General features: G+C 36.1%; 20 protein-coding genes. 14 read left to right on the top strand and 6 right to left on the bottom strand.

Annotation, left to right across the window (positions count from 1 at the left end):
* Positions 1-13: 13 nt before the first annotated feature.
* Positions 14-202: a hypothetical protein gene (locus tag KFE94_09195; GenBank protein ID UTW64859.1), complete on the top strand. Its 189-nt coding sequence runs from the start codon at positions 14-16 to the stop codon at positions 200-202.
* Between the two features lie 26 nt (positions 203-228).
* Here KFE94_09195 and purD read toward each other — a convergent pair whose 3' ends face one another.
* The 6 genes from purD to KFE94_09225 form a co-directional block, all read right to left on the bottom strand.
* Positions 229-1,503 carry a phosphoribosylamine--glycine ligase gene (gene purD / locus KFE94_09200; GenBank protein ID UTW64860.1) on the bottom strand — a complete coding sequence of 425 codons (1,275 nt, stop codon included), beginning with the start codon at positions 1,501-1,503 and terminating at the stop codon, positions 229-231.
* Between the two features lie 146 nt (positions 1,504-1,649).
* Positions 1,650-2,993 (bottom strand): acetyl-CoA carboxylase biotin carboxylase subunit, encoded by a 1,344-nt coding sequence (gene accC, locus KFE94_09205; GenBank protein UTW68249.1) that lies wholly within the window; start codon positions 2,991-2,993, stop codon positions 1,650-1,652.
* Positions 2,994-3,057: 64 nt separating this feature from the next.
* Positions 3,058-3,582: an acetyl-CoA carboxylase biotin carboxyl carrier protein gene (gene accB, locus KFE94_09210; protein ID UTW64861.1), complete on the bottom strand. Its 525-nt coding sequence runs from the start codon at positions 3,580-3,582 to the stop codon at positions 3,058-3,060.
* 101 nt (positions 3,583-3,683) lie between these two features.
* Positions 3,684-4,682 (bottom strand): ketoacyl-ACP synthase III, encoded by a 999-nt coding sequence (locus KFE94_09215; GenBank protein ID UTW64862.1) that lies wholly within the window; start codon positions 4,680-4,682, stop codon positions 3,684-3,686.
* Between the two features lie 214 nt (positions 4,683-4,896).
* Entirely contained in the window at positions 4,897-5,088 is a 192-nt protein-coding gene (rpmF, locus tag KFE94_09220; GenBank protein UTW64863.1) for a 50S ribosomal protein L32, read from the bottom strand.
* A 27-nt stretch (positions 5,089-5,115) separates the two neighbouring features.
* Positions 5,116-5,637, bottom strand: coding sequence for a DUF177 domain-containing protein (locus KFE94_09225; protein ID UTW64864.1), 522 nt, complete (start codon positions 5,635-5,637; stop codon positions 5,116-5,118).
* Between the two features lie 144 nt (positions 5,638-5,781).
* On the opposite strand from KFE94_09225, the gene KFE94_09230 reads away from it, so the two are divergent.
* From KFE94_09230 to KFE94_09290, 13 genes are all read left to right on the top strand, one after another.
* On the top strand, positions 5,782-6,693 hold the full coding sequence (locus KFE94_09230; protein UTW64865.1) for an LD-carboxypeptidase: 912 nt from the start codon (positions 5,782-5,784) through the stop codon (positions 6,691-6,693).
* Positions 6,693-7,055 (top strand): YraN family protein, encoded by a 363-nt coding sequence (locus tag KFE94_09235; protein UTW64866.1) that lies wholly within the window; start codon positions 6,693-6,695, stop codon positions 7,053-7,055. Before KFE94_09230 ends, KFE94_09235 begins: the two co-directional genes overlap by 1 nt.
* A 128-nt stretch (positions 7,056-7,183) precedes the next feature.
* Positions 7,184-8,173, top strand: a complete 990-nt coding sequence (locus KFE94_09240; GenBank protein ID UTW64867.1) for an rRNA pseudouridine synthase — start codon at positions 7,184-7,186, stop codon at positions 8,171-8,173.
* Positions 8,174-8,205: 32 nt separating this feature from the next.
* Complete coding sequence (locus tag KFE94_09245; protein UTW64868.1) at positions 8,206-10,899, top strand: hypothetical protein; 2,694 nt, start codon at positions 8,206-8,208, stop codon at positions 10,897-10,899.
* Positions 10,900-10,921: 22 nt separating this feature from the next.
* A complete protein-coding gene (locus KFE94_09250; protein UTW64869.1) occupies positions 10,922-12,490 on the top strand; it encodes a HAMP domain-containing histidine kinase in 1,569 nt (522 codons plus the stop codon).
* A 1-nt stretch (position 12,491) separates the two neighbouring features.
* Positions 12,492-13,622 carry a radical SAM family heme chaperone HemW gene (gene hemW, locus KFE94_09255; protein ID UTW64870.1) on the top strand — a complete coding sequence of 377 codons (1,131 nt, stop codon included), beginning with the start codon at positions 12,492-12,494 and terminating at the stop codon, positions 13,620-13,622.
* 34 nt (positions 13,623-13,656) lie between these two features.
* A complete protein-coding gene (locus KFE94_09260) occupies positions 13,657-14,412 on the top strand; it encodes a cyclase family protein (GenBank protein ID UTW64871.1) in 756 nt (251 codons plus the stop codon).
* 10 nt (positions 14,413-14,422) lie between these two features.
* Positions 14,423-14,896 carry an Lrp/AsnC family transcriptional regulator gene (locus tag KFE94_09265; GenBank protein UTW64872.1) on the top strand — a complete coding sequence of 158 codons (474 nt, stop codon included), beginning with the start codon at positions 14,423-14,425 and terminating at the stop codon, positions 14,894-14,896.
* Positions 14,896-15,249 (top strand): MmcQ/YjbR family DNA-binding protein, encoded by a 354-nt coding sequence (locus KFE94_09270; protein UTW64873.1) that lies wholly within the window; start codon positions 14,896-14,898, stop codon positions 15,247-15,249. Before KFE94_09265 ends, KFE94_09270 begins: the two co-directional genes overlap by 1 nt.
* The gene (locus tag KFE94_09275) at positions 15,250-15,807 is read left to right on the top strand and encodes a DUF502 domain-containing protein (GenBank protein ID UTW64874.1); all 558 of its coding nucleotides are present in this window, start codon (positions 15,250-15,252) and stop codon (positions 15,805-15,807) included.
* 6 nt (positions 15,808-15,813) lie between these two features.
* Positions 15,814-16,569 carry a 1-acyl-sn-glycerol-3-phosphate acyltransferase gene (locus tag KFE94_09280; protein ID UTW64875.1) on the top strand — a complete coding sequence of 252 codons (756 nt, stop codon included), beginning with the start codon at positions 15,814-15,816 and terminating at the stop codon, positions 16,567-16,569.
* Positions 16,566-16,856: an Asp-tRNA(Asn)/Glu-tRNA(Gln) amidotransferase subunit GatC gene (gatC, locus tag KFE94_09285; GenBank protein ID UTW64876.1), complete on the top strand. Its 291-nt coding sequence runs from the start codon at positions 16,566-16,568 to the stop codon at positions 16,854-16,856. Before KFE94_09280 ends, gatC begins: the two co-directional genes overlap by 4 nt.
* Positions 16,857-16,950: 94 nt before the next feature.
* Positions 16,951-17,850 carry an EamA family transporter gene (locus tag KFE94_09290; GenBank protein ID UTW64877.1) on the top strand — a complete coding sequence of 300 codons (900 nt, stop codon included), beginning with the start codon at positions 16,951-16,953 and terminating at the stop codon, positions 17,848-17,850.
* The last annotated feature ends 17 nt before the right edge of the window (positions 17,851-17,867 follow it).

Raw genomic sequence — 17,867 nt, forward strand, 5'->3', positions numbered from 1 at the left:
TAAAATTTGACAGATGAATTCAAGTGATTTTTGGTACGCGGTAGGAGATTTTTTTACAGAAACTTTTAAAATTCTTCCAGTCTTAGGTGACTTCGTTAACTGGCTTTACATTTCAATTATTACAATTGCACTGATTGTATGGATGTTTATGCAACAGAAGTATAATTCAGCTGAAATGAAAGAAAGTGGTAAATTAAAATAAATCACCACTTTCTTAAGATCTTATCTTTACTTTAGATCGAAACCTATATCAGTTCGATAATTTACTTTATCGAACTTAATTTTTTCTACGTTTTTGTACGCTACGTCCAATGCTTCGCTCTGTGAAGAAGCTAACCCTGTTACAGCAAATACACGGCCTCCATTAGTAATTACCTGATCATTATTATTGGTAGTTGTTCCTGCGTGAAACACTAACGTGTCAGTTTCATTTAAACCGGTAACAGTTTTTCCTTTTTCGTAAGCTTCGGGATAGCCTCCAGATACCATTACTACAGTCGTAGCGGTTTTAGGACTGATTTCAAATTCTTTATCAGCCAAATTGCCTTGAGCAACACCTTCGAATAAATCCATCAGATCAGAATTAATTCTTGGAATTACGGCTTCCGTTTCAGGATCACCCATTCTCACATTATACTCCACAACAAATGGTTCACCATCTTGATTCATCAAACCAATAAAGATAAAACCTTTATAATCAAAACCTTCTTTATTTAATCCATCAATAGTAGGTTTAATTACCTTTTCCTCTACTTTACTTAAGAACTCACCTTGCGCAAAAGGGACAGGAGAAATTGCTCCCATTCCACCGGTATTTAATCCGATATCACCTTCACCTATTCTTTTATAATCCTTAGCTTCAGGAAGAATTTTATAAGATTTACCGTCAGTAAGTACAAAAACCGATAGTTCGATTCCGGCAAGGAACTCCTCAATAACCACCTTTTTACTGGCTTCACCAAATTTGTTTTTAGCTAACATAGCTTCTAACTCCAATTTAGCGATCCCTAAGTGTTCCAAAATTAAAACGCCTTTACCCGCAGCTAGTCCATCGGCTTTAAGAACATATGGAGGATTTAAGCTTTCTAAAAACTCATAACCTTCATCGATATTTTCTGAGGTGAATGAAGCATATCTGGCAGTTGGAATATTATGACGCATCATAAACTCCTTTGAAAATTCCTTACTACCTTCCAATTTAGCGCCTAATGCATTTGGGCCAATAACAGGAATATTCTTTAATTCTGAATCCGATTCAAAGTAATCTCTAATACCTTTTACTAATGGATCTTCAGGTCCTACAACGACCATTTCGATTTGATGATTAAGAACTTCTTGCTTAATAGCATCAAAATCGTTTACACCTACATTTAAATTTATTCCAACACTGGATGTTCCCGCATTTCCAGGAGCAATATATACTTGATTTACTTTCTCACTTTGAGCTAATTTCCACGATAAGGCATGCTCTCTACCTCCTGATCCTATGACTAATACATTCATAAACCCCTCCTTTTTTTATTTACTACAAATTAAGAAAAAGAAAGGAAGAAATCTATCGGGTTGGAGGGTTTTTGTTGTACGTATTTTCATCAAATAAAAAAGGCATCTGAACTCAGATGCCTTTTAATTTATGATTTAAAATTTTACTAAGCTTTAGTAAAATCCCATTCTTCCAAGAAAGCAGTGGTAAACTTACCCTCTCTGAATTGTTCGTTTTTCATCAGTTTTTGATGGAATGGAATTGTGGTTTTGACACCCTCAATGATGTATTCATCTAATGCGCGTTCCATCTTCTCAATTGCTTCTTCTCTGGTTTGTGCTACAGAGATGAGTTTTGAAACCATTGAATCATAGAAAGGAGGAATAGTATATCCAGCATAAACATGAGTATCTACTCTAATTCCATGACCTCCCGGAGCGTGATATGATGTTACTCTACCCGGACTTGGTCTAAAGTTCGCATATGGATCTTCAGCATTGATACGACACTCGATCGCATGCATCTGTGGATAATAATTTTTACCAGAAATTGGCTCGCCAGCTGCAAGTTTGATTTGCTCTTTGATCAAATCATAATTAACAACCTCCTCTGTAATAGTGTGCTCAACTTGAATTCTAGTGTTCATTTCCATGAAATAGAAATCATGGTTTTTGTCTACTAAGAATTCTACAGTACCAACACCTTCATATCCAATTGCTTCTGCCGCTTTGATACCAGCTTTACCCATTTTCTCACGAAGTTTCGCATCGATAAATGGAGAAGGAGTCTCTTCAACTAATTTTTGGTGACGTCTTTGAATAGAACAATCTCTTTCTGATAAGTGACATGCTTTACCAAATTTATCACCCGCAATTTGAATTTCGATATGATGAGGTTCCTCGATGAATTTCTCAAGGTACATTCCATCATTACCAAAATTGATCATTGCTTCCTGTTTTGCAGATTCGAATGCAGATTCAATTTCATCTTCACTCCATACCAAACGCATACCTTTACCACCACCACCGGCAGTAGCTTTAAGCATTACAGGATATTTAGCTTTTTTAGCCTCTTTTTTAGCATGTGCTGCATCTTTTAAAAGACCGTCAGAACCAGGAATACAAGGAACACCTGCTTTTTTCATGGTCGCCTTAGCATTCGATTTGTCTCCCATACTATCAATCATCTCAGCAGAAGCACCAATGAATTTGATATCATGTTCTTCACATGTTTTTGAGAACTTAGAATTTTCAGATAAAAATCCGTAACCCGGATGAATCGCATCCGCATTAGTAATTTCACAAGCTGCAATAATATTTGGAATCTTTAAATAAGATTCAGCACTACTTGCAGGTCCAATACATACTGCTTCGTCAGCAAATCTTACATGTAAACTATCAGCATCTGCACTAGAATAAACAGCCACCGTTTTGATGCCCATTTCTTTACAGGTACGGATAACACGTAAGGCAATCTCCCCACGATTAGCAATCAGAATTTTTTTAAACATCTGATTCTTTTTTTTGTCCGTTTTACCTAATCCAAACATATATTTAGATTTAAGCGTTTATAAATTATGATGGATCAACTAAGAATAACGGTTGATCATATTCTACTGGAGAAGCATCATCTACTAAGATCTTAACAATTTTACCTGAAACCTCAGATTCTATTTCGTTAAATAGTTTCATCGCTTCAATAATACATGTTACAGATCCTTCTTTGATTTGATCTCCTACTTCAACAAATAAAGGTTTCCCTGGACCTGAAGCTCTGTAGAAAGTTCCAATCATTGGAGATTTTACAGTAATGTAATTATTTTCTTCTTCTTTTTTCTCAGCCGCTGCTGGTGCAGGCGCTGCTGCTGGTGCCGCTGGAGCAGGAGCAGGTGCTGCTGCTGGCGCAGGAGCCGCTACAGGCGCTGCCGCCATTGGTTGCATCATTGGCATTTGTGCCTGGATGATTTGAGGCTCAGCTTTACCTTTTGCAGGCTTATCAGATTTGATCGTGATTTTAAACTCTTCGGTTTCTAGCTCAACTTCTGAAACACCTTGTTTTGATACAAACTTGATTAACTGTTGAATTTTGTCTATATCCATAATTTAAAAATTTATGTTCAATTTTAATAAGGAAGGATAAAAGTAAAAATTTAACCCAATCTACAATTTTTCTATCCCTTTAATTTATAATCTGTTGATTTTTATTTGCTGTCGTAAGCCCATTTAAGGTAAATGGAACCCCATGTGAATCCACCACCAAAGGCTGCTAAAATAAGATTGTCACCTTTTTTAAGTTGTGATTCCCATTCCCATAAACAAAGCGGAATGGTTCCCGCTGTAGTGTTCCCGTATTTTTGGATATTGATCATTACCTTTTCAGGTTCAATCTCCATTCTTCTTCTGGTCGCTTCAATAATTCTTAAGTTCGCTTGATGCGGTACTAAATAAGATACATCTTCCGGCTTAAGATTGTTACGATCCATGATGTCTCTCGAAACATCAGCCATTTTTGATACTGCCCATTTGAATACTGGTTGTCCTTCCTGGTATACATAGTGTAAACGGTTGGCAACTGTTTCTTGCGTTGGAGGGTTGGCTGAACCTCCCGCTTTTTGATGCAGATGTTTCCATCCTACACCATCACTTTGGAGAATAGAATCTTGAATTCCGTAACCTTCAGTGTTTGCTTCTAACATAATGGCTCCACCACCGTCACCGAAGATGACACATGTAGTTCGGTCCGTATAGTCAATGATAGAAGACATTTTATCAAATCCGCAAACAATAACCTTTTTGTATTGACCCGATTCGATAAATTTTGATGCTGTAGCCAATGCATATAATAACCCTGAACACGCAGCATTGATATCATAGCCAAAGCCATTTTTTATACCGGCTTTGTGCATAGTTAGATTAGCAGCAGCAGGGAAAATTAAATCTGCAGTAACAGTAGCAAAAATGAGTAGCTCAACTTCATCTGGGTTGGTGTTGGTTTTTTCCATGAGTTCGATCACTGCAGGAGCAGCCATATCACTTGGACCCATGTTCTCACCCTTTAAAATGCGTCTTTCCTTTATCCCGGTTCTCGATACAATCCACTCATCTGATGTATCTACCATTGATTCCAATTCCTTGTTGGTCAACACGTAATCAGGTAGAAAACCCTGAATACCAGTAATCGCTGCCGTAACCTTGCCCATTATGAAGATATATTTGAATGCTTTTTAAGCATAATTCGGAGACGAAAGTATTTAAAACACTTAAAGTAAAAAATGTTTTGGCTTCATATTGCCATAACATTGTTGTTAAAAAACTTTGCTTTATTAGGTAGGCCTAATAAAATTAATTGCTCCAAACAAAAAAAGACCCGCATATTAAATGCAGGTCTTTGAATGAAATTCGTTAAAAGACTAATTATGCCATAGTTTCTTTTTCCATTACTACTTTTCCTTTGTAGTAAAGTTTTCCTTCAAACCAGTGTGCTCTGTGATATAAGTGCGGTTGACCAGTTGTTGAATCAATAGCAATTGTTGGCATTTCAGCATTGATATGCGTTCTTCTTTTATCTCTTCTAGTTTTCGAAATTTTCCGTTTAGGATGTGCCATAATATCTCGTTTTTAATCTTTAACTTCTTACTTTAACTTTTTTAATTTGTCCCATACTGATGGGGTTTCATCTTCTTCTTCAGATTCATTATTTTCAGGATGTAATCTATTTATTACCTCCGGATTACAATCATTTTCATCATGTACTTTTCTCAAAGGTAACTCTAATGCGATAAATTCATAAAGGTATGGCGCGATATCAATTTGATAAGCATCAAAACCCAGGACAACCATTTCATCATTAGATTCATCAGTAGCCTCACTAAATTTAACAATCAACTCTTTTTCCGTTTCAACCGGAATATCCATGCTTTCCAAGCATCGGTCACATGAACTATGGAGTGTCCCGTTTAACTTAAATGTGAAATCCATCATATTTTCTCTTTTTGATAAAAGAAAATCTACATGGATTTGACCACCAGTAACATCTTCAATACTGAATCGTTCAAAGAACATATCCACTATATCGAACTCATATTCATGAAGACCTGGTTTCAATCCAGAGAACTGGATAACAAACTGTTTTAGATATCCTTCTAGTTTGGTCATGCCTTCAATAAAGTAATATCGTCCCAAAAGTGGGCTGCAAATGTACAATCTTTTTTAGAAACTCAAAGTTTTTTGAATATCAGATTGTTATTGTAAACGAAATGGATGCACATTTTTACTTTTGTGCGTAACAATTGCAATTATATGGGTAAAAATATTTCACCTTTAGAGAAAGGAGATTTGGTTCTAATTATTACGCCAGCAAAGGCGATTGAGAAAAAAGATGTAGATGCTGCGGTTACACTTTTTGAGAATTGGGGGTTAAAGGTTGAAGTTGGAAAAAATGCTTTGGGAAAGCATCATTATTTTTCAGCAACCGACCAAAAGCGAGCTGAGGATTTACAATGGGCCTTAGATCATCCAAAAGCCAAAGCTATTGTATGTGCTCGTGGAGGCTACGGAACCATTCGAATTGTGCATCAGGTGGATTATGCAAAGTTTTCAGAACTGCCTAAATGGATGATTGGATTTAGTGACATTACTGTTTTACATAATAAGATGAATTGTGATTTAACGCTTCCATCAATACATGCGGTGGCGCCTCTATATTTTGATAGGTTAGATGAAGGTGGTGAAACGCTTATGACACTTAAAAATGCCATGTTTGGAGAATCCTATAGGATAACTTTCAATTCAGGCGCAAGAAGTGTAAATGGAAGAACGGAAGGTGAATTGATTGGAGGGAATTTGGCGATTTTAGAAAGTTTAATAGGGACAAATCTAGATATAGAAACAAAAGGGAAGATTTTGTTTTTAGAAGATGTTTCGGAGTACGCTTATAAATTAGATCGTATGTTATGGTCTTTGAAATATTCAGGAAAACTGGATAATTTGAAAGGTTTAATTATTGGAGGGTTTACAGATATTAAAAGTGCTGATGAAACGTTTGGCTGTACAGTAGAAGATTTAATACTTGAAGTGGTCGGAGATAAAAACTATCCGATAGCTTTTGATTTCCCGGCAGGACATCAATTAGATAATAGAGCTTTAATATTGGGTAAAACGCATGTTCTTCAAGTGGAAGGAGAATTTTCATTTTTAGAATGTATTGAGTAATGGCTTCTCACAATGAACTTGGTAAAGCAGGAGAAAAAGTAGTGCAGGAATATCTTGTCGCCAATGGATATTCTATTTTGGAGTTGAACTATCGATTTGGACGAGATGAAATTGATATAATCGCTCAAGAAAATGAGTTTATTGTTTTTATTGAAGTGAAGACGCGCGCAACCTGCTTTTTTGAAACGCCAGAACAAGCTGTAAATCTGCAAAAGCAGAAACGGATCATTCGTGTTGCAAATCAGTATTTAATTGAAAATGATTTGGATAATGAAGCACGGTTTGATATTTTTGGTGTAACAATTAATCATAGCGAACAAAGTATTAATCATATTAAGAGCGCATTTGTACCTAGATGGTGATGACCCGAGGTTAGGACAGATGTTTGAGATAGCCGTTTTTTAACACTCTATGACATAAATTAGACAAGGGATATACAAATTAAACGTATTATTGCGCGCTAAATAAACACATACCAAATTTTTGAATTATGAGTCGGGACGATTTTAATAGTACAGAAAATAATAGTGAAGGCAGACCTGCCGGACAGAGAAGACGAAGAATAAGAATTAGCCAGGATTTTAATGAGAGTGATAGCGGGGTGGATGGAAACAGATATTCTGCAGATTCTGGAGGTGAAAGAGCTTATACCAAGGTTGATAAAAACGGATACCATCATTATAGAAAACAAGGCTATAAACCACGTAGAAAACAAAGTTTTATTCCAAAAGCACAAGGTATAGAGCGTGCTTTTAATGAGAAAGACGGAGAAAGACTTAATAAATATCTTGCGAATGCAGGGATTTGTTCCAGACGTGAAGCGGATAAACTAATTGCAGCAGGTATTGTCTCTATTAACGATAATCCTGTTACCACTCTAGGTACCCGTGTGATGAAAGGGGATGTAGTGAAGTTAGCTGGAGAAGAGTTGAAGATGGAAAGAATGGTGTACGTGGTTTTAAATAAACCAAAAGATACCATTACTACGTTAGATGATCCTCAAGGAAGAAGAACCGTAATTGATATTGTTAAGAATGCATGTAAAGAGAGAATTTATCCGGTTGGAAGATTAGATAGATATACTACAGGAGTGTTATTGTTAACTAACGATGGAGAAATGGCGACACGTTTGACACATCCTTCATTCGGAATTACCAAGGTGTATAATGTGAAACTGGATAGAGACGTGACTCCGGAAGATTTAAAACGTGTGACTGAGGGAATTGAACTGGCTGATGGAGTGATCAAAGCCGATTCAGCATTTTACTATAAAGATGGAGTTAAAGACAGCGTGAGATTGGAATTGCACTCAGGTAAGAACCGTGTGATCCGTAGAATTTTTGAATCTATGGGTTATAGAGTGGTTTCGTTAGAAAGAATTTCATTCGCTGGAATTACTAAGAAAAAATTAGGAAGAGGTAAATTCCGTTTCTTAGACCCATTAGAAGTTGGTAGCTTGAAAATGTTAAAAAGCAATTAATACTAACTGATTTTTACTATCGTTATCGCTAGATGCGAATCATAAAAAGACTATTCATTTATACCACCATTATTGGAGCATTAATGTTTTCAATTTTGGTGGTTTTTGGTTTTATATACCAGGATAAAGTAGTCGAAACAGTTAAAGCAGAATTAAATAAAACCCTAAATGCGGAAATAAACGTACAAACCATTGATTTGTCTTTTGTTTCTGATTTTCCACAAGCATCGGTCAATCTAAAATATGTTGTTGGCTTTGAGTCTAAATCATACTCTAATAATCCTGATACACTTTTTGCATTCGAGCAGTTTGCATTATCGTTTAATGTCATTGATATATTTAATGGTCATTATGTATTAAATGGAATTCAAGCGGAAAATGGTAAGGTGAATTTGGAGATAGCTGAAAATGGGTTGGTCAATTATTCCATTTTTAAAGAAGATACTTCGCAAACAACAAGTAGTTTTCAAGTAGACCTAAGCCGAGTACAACTGAAAAATTGTGAAGTTGGATATAGAGACTTTTCAACTTCCGATAAATATCGTTTTATTTTTCCTAAGATTATCGCGAAAGGATCATTTTCGGATAAAGAAGTGCATACTGCGTTGTTTGGCTCTACCTATGTGAAAGAATTGCAATTAGATGAGACTTCCTATTTAGAAGGAGAAGATGTTCATGTAGACATAGGTGTTGAAATCAATTTAGAAACCGGGGCATTTCAAATTTCCAGAGGCTACCTTACTCTTAGAGATCAATATGATTTTAATGTGAAGGGAAAAACCGGGACGGATTCTTTTCATTATTCATTTGAGGCAAAAGCACTGGATTTAAATCAGGCTGAATCGTTAATTCCATCGAAACACATTAAGTTTATTAATACATATCAGCTGGATGGAGCTGTAGATATGAATCTGGATGTGGAAAGAAAAAAGGGTGCGACCAGACCTGAAATTGCTGGAAATTTTGAATTGAGTAGAGGAAGATTTAAGAACAAATCCACAAATATTTCTATAGATATTCCACATGCTAAAGGAACTTTTGATTTGGGGAAATCTAATTCACCAGTAACAACTACTTTAGATTTGGAGGAGTTTGAAATCATTACCAGTGAAGGAACCGTAAATGGAACACTAAATCTGAGAAATCTAAAACACCCAAAGTATAAGCTCGAAGCACAGGGAAATGTGGATTTATTACAATTGACGAAATTGGTGGATTTGGGTGAAGACTTCGCCATGTCGGGTACCGCGGATTTCAAAGCAAAACTAACAGGAACCATTCAAGAAATGGATTCTATTACCAGTCGTGATATTCAGACTATTCGTGGACAAGCTACCATTCAATTAAAACAGGCTGCTTTTGAAATAAAAGATATTCCGCAAATTAAAAATGTAAGTACACAGATTGAATTGAATCAGGATGTTGCGAATATAAAATCCTTTTCAGGTAATGTTTCTCAATCTGAAACGATGGCGAATATTCAAGTTTCAAATTGGTTGGGTTTTGTATTGGATCAAAAGAAGATGTTAGGATTGCGAGGCAATGTCGCAACTAAAGTCTTTGATAGTTCCCATTGGACATCAAAACAAGAGGAATCTAAAGGTTCTGAATTTGAACTACCTCGAAATATTTCCTATACGGGACACGTAGAGATTGGACGTTTTAAAAGTGAGAAAATTGAGTTGACCAATCTTCGGACTAACGTAGCTTATTATCCTCAAAAGTTGCGATTATCTGATACCTATGTGGATGGTTTTGGTGGTAAGATGTATTTGGATTTGCAAATGAATCAGGTGGCAAATCACATCTTGTTTGACGGGCATTTAAAAACGCAAAAAGTTCAAATTGAACAATTCATGAAAACTTTTGACAACTTCGGTCAAAAGACGCTGACCTATGAACATTTTAAAGGTGATCTGGATTGCAGTATAGATTTTCGTTTTAAGTCCGATCACTCATTTAAAGTGAATCAACGATCCATTTATGTAGATGGTGATTTGATTTTGGTAAATGGGGAATTAATAGAGTATAAGTTGCTTTATGATATTCCTAAAGACATTGAAAGCAATAAGATTATTGCGCTTTTTGTAAATCTGGATGCTTTTGAAAAAAGGTTACATCACATCAAATTTGATACAATCAGTAATCACATCACTATTCAAAATGAGATGATCAATATCCCGAGAATGGATATTCATTCCTCGGCTATGAATATTAGTATTCAAGGGAAACATAGTTTTGACAATGAGATGGATTATTACATGAATTTTAATCTCAAACAGGTTTTGAGTAAGAAGGAAAGAATAACCACAGAGTATGGATATATCAAAGATGATAATTTAGGAAATCGTATGGTATATTTACATGTGTATACTAAAAATGGTGAAATTGAAGTTGATTTAGATAAAAATGGATCTAAAAAACACAATCAGGCTAAAGTCCAGGAAGAACTGAACGAAGCCAAATCTGTCTTAAAAGAAGAACTTGGATTATTTAAAAATGATACCTCCGTTGTGGTTAAAGAAGAGGAGGAGATATTTGAATATGATGTAGATTTGGGTGAGTTTGGTGATACCGTGGTTGTGGACTCTGGCAATACCGAAAAGGACTCAGTAGTTGTAAAAAAGGATTCTTCATTGATCAATAAAATTTTAAAGAAGAAGAAAAAGAAGAAGAAAGAAAAGGAAGACTTTGAAGAATGGGATTTTGATGACGATGATTATTAAAATCAAACGAAAACGATAACATATGGGTGCATTAGTTAACAACAGTAATTTTTATTCACGTAAGGCCATTTGGAAAAGGGCTTTGGTGATGGCTGCCCTATTGATTATTGGCGTTTCATTTTTTTATTCCAGCAGATTAGTACGTCAGTTGTCTCAGGAAGAACGTAAAAAAATCAGGTTGTGGGCAGAGGCGATTCAAGGTAAAGCGGATCGATTGGTAAAAGCTCAGAATCTGTTTAAAGAACTGGCCGGGGAAGAAGAAAAAAAGATTAAACTGTGGGCGCAAGCTACGGAAACTTTATCCTCTGCAACCGGATCAAATGCCATTGGTAATTTGGCGATTGAGATTATTGAAGGTAATAATACGATTCCCATTATATTAACCAATCAACAGGGTGAAATAACCAGTTCGCGAAACCTGGAAGGCTTAATAGATACGACCATTCTTCAGGGTGAAGAGCGAAGCTGGGGGTATAGTCAAAATCAAATTTATTTGGATTCGGTGCTTCAGGTTATGAAGGCTCAGGGAAATCGAATAGATATCAATTATTTTGATGACGAGTACATTTACATGTACTATAAAGACTCCAGAATTTTAGAAGAACTCAGAAGAACATTTAACGAAATTCAAAGCAGTTTCGTGGATGAGATTATATCAATGGCGGCTTCTACACCTGTAATTTATTTGCAGGGAGATTCTGTAGTGGCTTCCAATAAAATTTCAACTGAAATCTTAACAGATCCGTCAAAGTTAGAAAGAGCTTTGAGAAATTTAAGTTCAGACAATGAGCCTATTGTGGTTGATTTGGAGTTTCAGGAAATCAACTACATCTATTATGGAGATTCGGATTTATTGAAAAAACTGAAGTATTATTCAATTGTTCAGATTGGTGTGGTCATTTTGTTTGTGCTTACTGGATACTGGTTGTTTAGTATTTTTAGAAGATCAGAGCAGAACAATGTTTGGGTAGGGATGTCTAAAGAAACTGCGCATCAATTGGGAACGCCTTTGTCTTCATTAATGGGATGGATGGATGTCTTGCGAATGAAGCACGTGGATGACAGCATTATCACTGAAATGGAGAAGGATGTGGAGCGTTTGAATATGATCACAGATCGATTCTCAAAGATTGGGGCGAAGCCGAATCTGGAGAATCAAAATGTGTATACGTCTCTAGAGAAATTCGTTAAATATTTTAGTACCCGTGCACCAAGGAAAGTGGAGATTGAGTTGAAAGGAATGAATAACGAGCATGTAGAATCTCCATTAAATGAACCTTTGTTTCATTGGGTTATTGAGAATCTGTGTAAAAACGGAATCGATGCGATGAAAGGAAAAGGTAAAATTACTATTGAGGTTTTAAGTGAAGCTGATAAAACTGTGGTGGAGGTGACTGATACCGGTAAGGGTATTCCATACAATAAGAGAGAAGAGGTTTTTCAGCCTGGTGTCACCTCTAAAGAACGTGGATGGGGACTTGGCCTTTCGTTATCCAAACGAATCATTAAACAATACCATAATGGTAAGATTTGGGTGAAATGGAGTGAACAAGATAAAGGAACCACATTTAGAATTGAGTTGAAGCAATAACATGGCTGGAATATATATTCATATCCCATTTTGCAAGCAAGCTTGCCACTATTGTGATTTTCATTTTTCGACAAACTTCAGAAATGTGGATAGTCTGGTTGAAGCCATTCTGGGAGAAATGAAATTGAGGAAAGATTACCTGAATGGAGAAAACATTCACACCATATATTTGGGAGGAGGAACCCCATCTTCTATACCTGTTGACTATGTTGGGGAATTGATATCAGAATCCAGAAGTTTATTTCATGTGGTGCCAGACGCTGAGATTACATTAGAAGCTAATCCGGATGATTTAACCGATGAGAATCTTAAAGCCTGGAAAGGTTTTGGTGTAAATAGATTGAGTGTGGGTGTACAATCTTTTTATGAGGCGCATCTCAAATTTATGAATCGTGCACATACCAGCAATCAAGCAGTAGATGGATTAAAACGCGCAAAAGCTTACGGGTTTGATAATATTACCATGGATTTGATATATGGAATCCCGGATATGACTATGGAGCAGTGGACCCATAATGTAGATCAATTTTTAGAATTGGATCTCCCGCATCTATCGGCTTATGGGTTGACGATTGAACCACAAACCCAATTTGGATACCTGGAAAGAGTACAGAACCTTAAAGTCGAGAAAGATCAAACGTACAATGCTCAATTGGATTTACTCATCCTAAAATTAGATCAAGCAGGTTTTGATCATTATGAGATATCTAATTTCGGAAAGAAGGGATATCATTCCAAACACAATACCTCATATTGGTTTGGGGTAAAGTATTTAGGATTGGGTCCGGCAGCTCATTCGTTTGATGGTGAGGTTCGTCAATGGAATGTAAATTCTAATATGAAATATACTCAGGGAATTCGTCAGGGAACATTAATGGGTGAAAGAGAAATTTTGAGTCAGACGGATAGGTATAATGAATATATCTTAACCCGACTAAGAACGCAATGGGGAATTGATGGGGAAGAAATGAGAGAAAAGTTCGGTACTTCAAATTTTGAGTTATTTGAAAGTCATATCGAAAAATATTTAAACTCCGGACATGTAAATCAGAATGGTCAAACCTATTTTTTATCCCAAAAAGGGAAGTATATGGCCGATAAAATCTCTTCTGATTTGTTCTTGATTGTATAAAAAATTATATTTTGCAGAGCTAAAATTTTTGCTCGTGCAAATTTCTCTTACACATAACAATGTAAATTATCTGGTAGATTTAAACCAATACCACGATATTTCTATTCCAATGAATGGAGATAAAAGCGGATTAAAAGCGTGGTATCTGGATGCACCAGAGATCGTTCCCGTAGTAGACGGAAGTTTTGTTGGAGAAGTTGCCCAGGGAAGTTCAGTAAATTTTAGAAATATCGGTTTTAATCCGCATGCGCATGTAACACATACAGAGTGTATGGGGCATATCAGTAAGGAAATATACTCTGTGAATGCCCATTTAAAAGAACATTATTTTGTTACTGAACTTATAAGTGTCAACCCGGAGATTGAAGGGGAAGATCGAATTATTAAAAAATTACAGCTACAAGAAAAATTAGGAGATAAAAAACCTAAAGCTGTTATCATTCGTACATTACCCAATAATGAATCTAAATTAACCATGAATTACTCGCATACAAATCCGGCTTATTTGGATGAAGCAGCTACGTTATGGTTGAGAGATATTGGTGTTGAGCATTTATTGATTGATATGCCATCTGTGGATAGAGAAGTAGATGCTGGAGAGTTAAAGTCACACAAAGCATTTTGGAATTATCCGAATACGGATCGATTGCATTGTACAATAACGGAATTCGTTTTTATTCCCAATGAGATACAGGATGGGATGTATTTAATGAATTTGCAGGTTGCTCCGTTTGAGAATGATGCCTCACCATCTAGACCCATTTTACATAAGATGACAGCAAAAAAATAAATATTGGAATATGGCAACTGAATATGCAATAGATGCAATTGACAAAAAGATTCTGGACGTGCTACAAGAAAACGGAAGGATCACAAATTTACATTTATCAAATCTGATTGGATTATCTCCGGCACCAACATTAGAGCGTGTACGAAAATTAGAAAAAGCGAAGATTTTAAAGAGCTATCATGCAGAGGTGGATGCAGCTAAGTTGGGTTATGATTTAAACGTAACCATTCAGGTAACTTTGGCACGCCAAATCGAGAATGCCATGCAAAAATTCACTTCTCAGATTCAACAAATTGATGAGATCATTGAGTGTGTTCAGGTTACAGGTGATTACGATTATCTATTGCGTGTGATTGTAAAAGATGTTGGGGGGTTGGATGTATTAATCAATCAGAAATTGAGTCACATTGAAGTGATTGGTCAATTAAAATCAAACGTTATTTTATCAACCGTTAAGAGCTCCAAGAAAATACCTATTGGGTAATGCATATCGAAGAATTTAGAACATACTGTTTATCAAAGCCCGGAACCAGTGAAGATTTACCATTTGATGAAACCACATTGGTATTTAAAGTATGTGATAAAATATTTGCTATAACAGGCATAGATACATTTGAAGGAATAAATTTAAAATGTGATCCGGAGAGAGCCATTGAATTGCGTGAACAATATGATGGAGTTCAACCTGGGTATCACATGAATAAAAAACATTGGAATACTGTATCTACGGATGGTTCCGTTAACGATCAATTAATTATAGAACTGATCGATCATTCATATGATATGGTGGTAAAAGGATTAAGTAAGAAATTAAGAGAATCTTTAAAAGAGCTCTAGATGCGTAAACTGGTTTCATATTTTCTTCAGGGATTGTTGCTGGTTGTTCCTGTGGCGTTGACCATGTTCATTGTTTACAAAATGTTTGTGGTCGTGGATGAGTTGTTGCCATATCATCCATTTCCGGGTTCCGGGGTTATTATTTTACTGGTGGTGATTACGTTTATTGGTGTATTGGGAAATACGCTGATCGCGCGTCAATTAAATGAGTGGTTTCACGCGGTATTAAAGAGACTGCCTTTACTCCGTACGATTTACACTGCGATAAAAGATTTGTTATCGGCTTTCGTAGGGGAGAAAAGAAAGTTCAATCATCCGGTCTTAGTTAAATTGAGTAAAGAGTCCAATATCCAAAAGTTGGGATTTATCACACAGGAGAATTTGACAACACTTAACATGGGGGAAGAGAAAGTAGCCGTATATTTACCCCATTCCTACGCTTTTAGTGGGAACTTATTTATTGTAGATAGAGAAAATATAACACCTATAGATGCTTCGTCTGCTGAAGTGATGAAGTTTATCGTTTCGGGTGGAGTTGCTATCCCAGGAGGAAAATAGAAAACTTTGAAGAGATTTTTTTGGTTGTCATATAAGGTCTATGTGCTTTCAGTGTTTTTCGTCACTTTAATTCCCTTTTATCCCATATTCATTTTCTATTTATCAAAAGAAAGTCGCTGGGAAAGATGTTATCCCTGGCAGGTGAGATGGGGAAATGTCGTAAGGTTTTTTTCAGGTATAAGATTAGATGTGGAGGGGCTCCGAAACTTACCGCCTCCACCATATGTGATTGTTTCTAATCATGCATCATATATTGACACGTTTTTGATGTACGGGATCATCCCACATTTCTTTGTATTTATGGGAATGGCTGAGTTACGGAAGTTTCCTATGTTTGGACGCTTTTTTAAATCCGGACAAAATATAGCAGTAAATAGATCAAGTGTGGTAGAGTCTATAAAAGCTTTTCATTTGGCGAATGAACGTATTGAATCTGGTTATTCTGTAGCAATCTTTCCTGAGGGCGGAATCAAGCCACAGGTGCCCAAATTAGCCCCGTTTAAAAATGGGGCATTTAAGTTAGCGATTAATCAACAAGTTCCTATTGTGCCGATCGTCATGTTTGATACGCATATTTTGCTCGAATCCAATGATGTTTTGCGAACTGTGGGTAAACCTGGAAGAGCTCCTGTAAAAGTTTTAACACCTGTGTCAACTGTTGATTTGAAACAAGAAGATTTAATACCTTTGCGCGAGCAAATTCATAATTTAATTTCAAATGAATTGGAAGATTATTATGAAGGGATAAAAGAAGGCGTATGAAAATTGATGATAATATAGTGGATAAAGTTGCTGGACTGGCAAAATTAGAATTCGTAGGTGAAGAGAAAGAAGCTATAAAAAAAGATATGGAGCGTATTTTAACTTTTATGGATTTACTTAATGAAGTAGATACAGAAGGTGTTGAGCCATTAAAATATGTTACTGAGGGTACGCAAAAATTAAGAACGGATCAATCATCAATTACGATCTCTAAAACCGAGGCATTAGAAAATGCACCGTCAAAAGATTCAGACTACTTCAAAGTTCCTAAAGTATTGAATAAATAAGGTTGTCACTTATTTGACGCATAGTCTTTTAACGGTTTCTTAAAACAATCCTATTCGGATATAAGATTACTTTCGCGTTTCAATAAAGTATTCTATGAAAAGCAATAACGTCTTGCCACATTTGGCCGTATTGGGAGCCAATGTGATATATGGTATTACATTTACTGTGGCTAAAGATGTAATGCCGGAGTATTTAACCCCAAATGCATTCATATTGGTTCGCGTTACAGGTGCCTTTTTATTATTCTGGATGTTGTCATATGCGTTGCGAATCAAGGATAAAGTTGCGAATCGTGATTGGTTAAGATTAGCAGTAGCGGGAATATTTGGTGTCGCGGCCAATCAATTGCTATTTTTCCAAGGTCTGGCCTTAACGACACCAATTAACGCGGCAATTATTATGACCGTAAATCCGGTTATGGTGCTACTCATAGCTGCAGTTATTCTTCGGAATAAAATCACGCCTACCAAAGCATTAGGAATCACTCTGGGCCTAAGTGGAGCAGTCTTGCTTAATACATATATTGGAGGTGAATGGGTAGTGCCATCATTTTCAAATGAAACCGCTTTTGGTGATTTTCTGGTATTTCTAAATGCGACATCTTATGCTATTTATTTAGTGATTATCAAGCCGGTTATGCAAAAATATAACCCGGTTACAGTCATAAAGTGGGTGTTTACGTTTGGATTTATATATGTATTGCCATTTGGGTTGATGCAGTTGAGTCAGGTGGATTGGAATACCATCCCAGGATTTGTTTTAGGTGAAATTACATTTGTTGTAGTAGCTACTACATTCCTGGCTTATTTGTTCAATATTTATGGCTTGAAAAAGTTAAGTCCATCGGTAGTGAGTATATATATATATTTACAACCGTTTTTGGCAACATTGGTGGCTTTATTGTGGGGGCGTGATGAACTGAATTGGATCAAAATAGTTTCTACGGCATTTATTTTTGCAGGAGTCTATTTGGTGAGTAAGAGAACAAAATAAAATTATAGTCCGCAAAC

The sequence above is a fragment of the bacterium SCSIO 12643 genome, assembly GCA_024398135.1.
In the GTDB taxonomy this organism is placed as follows: domain Bacteria; phylum Bacteroidota; class Bacteroidia; order Flavobacteriales_G; family Salibacteraceae; genus CAJXZP01.

Coding starts and splice junctions, on each gene's coding strand:
- KFE94_09195 (UTW64859.1), top strand. CDS start 14: ATGAATTCAAGTGATTTTTGGTACGCGGTAGGAGATTTTTTTACAGAA.
- purD (UTW64860.1), bottom strand. CDS start 1,503: ATGAATGTATTAGTCATAGGATCAGGAGGTAGAGAGCATGCCTTATCG.
- accC (UTW68249.1), bottom strand. CDS start 2,993: ATGTTTAAAAAAATTCTGATTGCTAATCGTGGGGAGATTGCCTTACGT.
- accB (UTW64861.1), bottom strand. CDS start 3,582: ATGGATATAGACAAAATTCAACAGTTAATCAAGTTTGTATCAAAACAA.
- KFE94_09215 (UTW64862.1), bottom strand. CDS start 4,682: ATGGGCAAGGTTACGGCAGCGATTACTGGTATTCAGGGTTTTCTACCT.
- rpmF (UTW64863.1), bottom strand. CDS start 5,088: ATGGCACATCCTAAACGGAAAATTTCGAAAACTAGAAGAGATAAAAGA.
- KFE94_09225 (UTW64864.1), bottom strand. CDS start 5,637: ATGACCAAACTAGAAGGATATCTAAAACAGTTTGTTATCCAGTTCTCT.
- KFE94_09230 (UTW64865.1), top strand. CDS start 5,782: ATGGGTAAAAATATTTCACCTTTAGAGAAAGGAGATTTGGTTCTAATT.
- KFE94_09235 (UTW64866.1), top strand. CDS start 6,693: ATGGCTTCTCACAATGAACTTGGTAAAGCAGGAGAAAAAGTAGTGCAG.
- KFE94_09240 (UTW64867.1), top strand. CDS start 7,184: ATGAGTCGGGACGATTTTAATAGTACAGAAAATAATAGTGAAGGCAGA.
- KFE94_09245 (UTW64868.1), top strand. CDS start 8,206: ATGCGAATCATAAAAAGACTATTCATTTATACCACCATTATTGGAGCA.
- KFE94_09250 (UTW64869.1), top strand. CDS start 10,922: ATGGGTGCATTAGTTAACAACAGTAATTTTTATTCACGTAAGGCCATT.
- hemW (UTW64870.1), top strand. CDS start 12,492: ATGGCTGGAATATATATTCATATCCCATTTTGCAAGCAAGCTTGCCAC.
- KFE94_09265 (UTW64872.1), top strand. CDS start 14,423: ATGGCAACTGAATATGCAATAGATGCAATTGACAAAAAGATTCTGGAC.
- KFE94_09270 (UTW64873.1), top strand. CDS start 14,896: ATGCATATCGAAGAATTTAGAACATACTGTTTATCAAAGCCCGGAACC.
- KFE94_09275 (UTW64874.1), top strand. CDS start 15,250: ATGCGTAAACTGGTTTCATATTTTCTTCAGGGATTGTTGCTGGTTGTT.
- gatC (UTW64876.1), top strand. CDS start 16,566: ATGAAAATTGATGATAATATAGTGGATAAAGTTGCTGGACTGGCAAAA.
- KFE94_09290 (UTW64877.1), top strand. CDS start 16,951: ATGAAAAGCAATAACGTCTTGCCACATTTGGCCGTATTGGGAGCCAAT.